Source organism: Kiritimatiellia bacterium (assembly GCA_028715905.1).
Lineage (GTDB): Bacteria > Verrucomicrobiota > Kiritimatiellia > JAAZAB01 > JAAZAB01 > JAQUQV01.
In genome coordinates this window covers 1-3,256 of record JAQUQV010000121.1, presented here as the reverse complement: position 1 = coordinate 3,256, position 3,256 = coordinate 1, and the positions used below count along the sequence as shown (strand labels likewise).

Genomic DNA, 3,256 nt, shown 5'->3' with positions numbered 1-3,256 from the left:
CTTTTATATTGACTGTTTCAATCGTTTATAATATTTTAATGCTTGAAAGGCAAGAATTATTTTTTTTATTTTGCGGGGGGGGCGCGGCAATGAAAATAGATTTCAGGGGAAAATCTTTCCTGGTCATTGGCGGCGCGCGCGGCATCGGCGCGGAGGTCTGCCGCCGGATTGCGCTCTGCGGCGGCAATGCGGCCTGGACCCACCTTGATAATGAGGCCGACCGCGGCGGAACGGCCGAATTGCAAACCGAATTAAAAGGACTGGGCGTTGACTGCGCGGCAAGCGCGCTGGACTGCGTTGACAGCGCCGGTACTGCGCAATTCTGCCGGGAGCTTGTTGCAAAATGGAAAAGCATTTCCGGCCTGGTTTTTTGCGCCGGTTACACCAGCCCGAAGCCTTTCCTTGAAATTTCCCCCGCTGAATGGCGGAAATTGGTGGAAATAAACCTCAACGGAGCTTTTTATGCCGCGCAGGCGGTTATTCCCCATTTCAAAGAGAAAAAGAACGGCGCCATCGTGTTGATCGGGTCCGCGGCCGTGGCAACCGGGGGCGGCGGGCGGGCGGACTACGTTTCCGCCAAGGCCGGTTTGGAAGGCTTGAACCGGTCAATTACAAAGGATTTTGCCCCCTTTGGCATAAGATGCAACCTCGTCCATCCCTCGCTGATTGAGACCGATTTGCTGCGGCAGCGGCATCCCGATCCGGAAAAACGCAGGCAACTCGCCGCGGAAGTGCCTTTGCGGCGGCTGGGACGGCCCGAAGATATTGCGTATGCGGCTGTTTTCCTGCTTTCCGATTACGCGGGTTACATTACCGGCCAGGCGCTTTACGTGGATGGCGGCCGAACTTTCTGCAAATGAAGAGAATAAAACAAATGAATTCACGGGAACGCGTCCGCGCGGTATTGCGGAGACAAATTCCCGACGCCGCGCCGCGCGCCCTCTATGACGTGGCAATTGACCGTTACAATGACACCACCTTGAAATTATTCCTGGAAAAATGCGGGAAACATCCGCGCGACTGTTTTCGCCAGGACTTGCGCGGGATTGCCCTGGGCTGGGACGAGGAAACGAAAGCCCGCCAGAAAAAACAAGCGCCGGCCATTCGTGAAATTCAAAATGCCGGCCAGGTCAAGGAGGCCATGGCGCTCTGGCGCCCCGCGCCGCCGGATGTTAACGATCTGCGCCGGAAAATCAACGCCCTGCATGCCGCCGGATATCCGGCGGTCGCGCTCGGCGCCGTGTCGGATTTTGAAACGCCCTTCGCGCTGCGGGGCCGCGAACAATTTTTTTGCGACCTTGGCTATCAGGAGGAATGGCTGTCCGTGTTTCTGGACGAAATTACCGCGGCGGCTGTGGAACAGGCCCGCTGCGCGGCGGCGGCCGGGGCGGATATTTTCGGCATTGGCGATGACCTGGGTTCGCAGCGGGGGCTGCTCATTTCTCCGGACGACTGGCGCGCGCTCTTCAAGCCGCGTTTGAAGCGCATCGTTGACGCCGTGAAAAACACCAGTCCGGAAACGGATTTTTTCCTGCATACGGACGGCCAGGTCGGCGAGATCATACCTGACTTTATTGAAATCGGCGTTGATATTTTAAACCCCATCCAGCCGGAAGTCATTGACCCGGCGAAAGTCAAATCCTTATACGGCGCGGAGCTGATTTTCTTCGGCGCGATCAGCGTTCAAAAGACTTTGCCCTTTGGAACCCCTGAAGAAGTGGCGGCGGAAGTAAAACTGCGGATGGAGACCGTCGGCGCAAACGGCGGTTATCTGATGACGCCCTCGCATCTCCTGAATGCCGATATTCCCTGGGAGAATATTGCCGCCTTTTTTGAGGCGGCGGAACGTTACGGCAATTATGGGTAACCATGCTTCACGTTGCGATTGATCTTGGCGCCAGCAACGGACGGGTGTTGCTGGGAAGCTGGACCGGGCGACCCCTTCGGGTGAATCACTCCGGCCTGGAGGTTGCCGAGGCGCATCGTTTTGCCAATGCGCCTGTGTTTGAGCGCGGCCATTGGCGCTGGGATTGGCCGTATCTGCGCTCTGAATTTCGCCTGGGACTGCGCAAAGCGGCGGAGATGGCCGGCCAGGAGCGCATCGTCTCCGTCGGCTGCTGCAGTTGGGCGCAGGATTTTGCCATGCTGGACGCCGCCGGCGCAATGCTGGAAAATCCGGTTTGTTACCGCGATGAGTTTACGCGCGGTTTGCCGCAGGCGTTTGCCGGCGTCATTTCCCCGGAGAACCTTGTAAAACGCGTCGGCTGCTGCATCTCGCCCATCACCGCCTTGTGCAAATTGAAGGCCATGCGCGACCGCTATCCGGAACTGCTGCGGAAAACAAAAACCATTCTGCATATGGCCGACATGGTCCATTTTGACTTGTGCGGCCGGGCGGCGACCGATTGGAGCCTTGCCGCGGCCGGCCAGATGTTCAATATCGCAAGGCAAGAATGGGATTTGGATTTGCTTGAGCGTCTGGGTATTCCGTCCGGCATCTTGCCGCCGGTAACGGAAAAACCTTCCGTGATCGGAAAAATCTCGCCGGAGAGAAGTCCGCATCCTGCGCTGAACAATGTAAAAATCGTTTCAACGATCCATCACGATACCGCCTGCGCCACGGCCGTGCTGCGGCCCATCGCGGCCGGGACTTTTTTTATCAGCCTGGGTTCCTATGCCATGCCGGGATGCGTCTTGCGCGGGGAAAAATGGCCGAAAAACGCCGATCCCGGGAAACACGCTTTAATCGGAATCGCCGACCGGCGCCGGGCGCTCTTTGCGGGGTGCGCGGGAATGTGGATCATCCAGGAATGCCGCCGGCTATGGCAACAGGAAGGCAGGCAGGTTGATTATGAACACCTCGCGCGGCTTGCCGGCGAATCGGGTTGTCACGGCGTCATTGATTTGAACGCGCCGCGTTTTTCCAAACCAGAGAATATGGTTGCCGAAATAAAAAAAGCCTGCCGCGAAGGGGGGGGGGATGAGCCCGTGGAAGTCGCGGATATTTCAAAAATTGTTTTTGACAGCCTGGCGGAAGGCTTTGTGCGCGGCATTCGCGGCCTTGAAAAGGCCGGACAAATGCCGTGCAAAAAACTTTTTCTGATCGGCGGCGGAAGCAGGAACCGCTATCTTGTCCGGCAAATAGGGGAACGGCTTGGCCGCGAGGTCGTTGCCGGGCCGGCGGAAGCGGCGGCGGCCGGCAGCCTGATGTTGCAACGCGAGGTTTTAAATTCACAATGAATTGTTATGCTTGAAA

The 3,256-nt window shown here is 57.4% G+C and carries 3 protein-coding genes; all 3 read left to right on the top strand.

Translation table 11 applies throughout. The features are described 5' to 3' along the window. Positions 1 to 860 (top strand): SDR family NAD(P)-dependent oxidoreductase (locus tag PHP98_12005; protein MDD5484351.1); only part of this gene is annotated, 860 nt, incomplete at its 5' end. Positions 861 to 874: 14 nt separating this feature from the next. Beyond that, positions 875 to 1,867 carry a uroporphyrinogen decarboxylase family protein gene (locus PHP98_12000; GenBank protein ID MDD5484350.1) on the top strand — a complete coding sequence of 331 codons (993 nt, stop codon included), beginning with the start codon at positions 875 to 877 and terminating at the stop codon, positions 1,865 to 1,867. Between the two features lie 2 nt (positions 1,868 to 1,869). Continuing rightward, the gene (locus tag PHP98_11995; protein ID MDD5484349.1) at positions 1,870 to 3,240 is read left to right on the top strand and encodes an FGGY family carbohydrate kinase; all 1,371 of its coding nucleotides are present in this window, start codon (positions 1,870 to 1,872) and stop codon (positions 3,238 to 3,240) included. Positions 3,241 to 3,256: the final 16 nt, after the last annotated feature.

Bases quoted from the DNA above. Each gene is read 5' to 3' on its own strand.
- PHP98_12000 (MDD5484350.1), top strand. From the start codon at position 875: ATGAATTCACGGGAACGCGTCCGCGCGGTATTGCGGAGACAAATTCCC.
- PHP98_11995 (MDD5484349.1), top strand. From the start codon at position 1,870: ATGCTTCACGTTGCGATTGATCTTGGCGCCAGCAACGGACGGGTGTTG.